The sequence below is a fragment of the Oleiphilus sp. HI0079 genome (genome assembly GCF_001635105.1).
In genome coordinates this window covers 1-669 of sequence record NZ_LWFT01000892.1, presented here as the reverse complement: position 1 = coordinate 669, position 669 = coordinate 1, and the positions used below count along the sequence as shown (strand labels likewise).

Here is a 669-nt window from a genome sequence, read left to right as displayed (position 1 = left end):
GAAGAGCGGGTTTTTAACACCGACCTTTGTCATCTTCTGAACCAGCTTACCTGGCATAGAGCCAATATAAGTTCGGCGATGACCTCTAATTTCGGCTTCATCACGAACGCCACCTAAAGCGACACGCGTAAACTTTCGGTTTGTCGCTCTAGCGATAGACTGCCCGAGAGAGGTTTTACCTACACCCGGAGGCCCAACCAAACAAAGCACAGGCCCCTTCAGCTTTTTAACGCGTGCTTGCACCGCAAGATACTCTAATATGCGGTCTTTGACCTCATCGAGCCCATAATGATCGCTATCAAGAATTTCTCGTGCCTTTGCTAAATCATGACGCACCTTGCTGCGCTTCTTCCAAGGCAAATCCGTTAGCCACTCAATATAACCGCGGACAACAGAGGCTTCTGAGGACATAGGTGACATCATTTTCAGCTTTTTCAGCTCACCTTCAACCTTTTGTTTCGCTTCAACCGGCATGCCTGCCTCGGCGATCTTGTTCTCAAGCTCTTCAAATTCATTACCTGTCTCACCGAGCGCGCCCATCTCTTTCTGAATCGCTTTCATCTGCTCGTTTAAGTAATACTCGCGCTGACTTTTCTCCATCTGCTTCTTAACGCGACCACGAATACGCTTTTCCACCTGTATAAGATCGATTTCACCCTCAATGACAGC

General features: G+C 48.1%; 1 protein-coding gene. It reads right to left on the bottom strand.

The genetic code is table 11. The features are described 5' to 3' along the window. Positions 1-669 (bottom strand): AAA family ATPase (locus A3750_RS16440; RefSeq protein ID WP_156498658.1); only part of this gene is annotated, 669 nt, incomplete at both ends.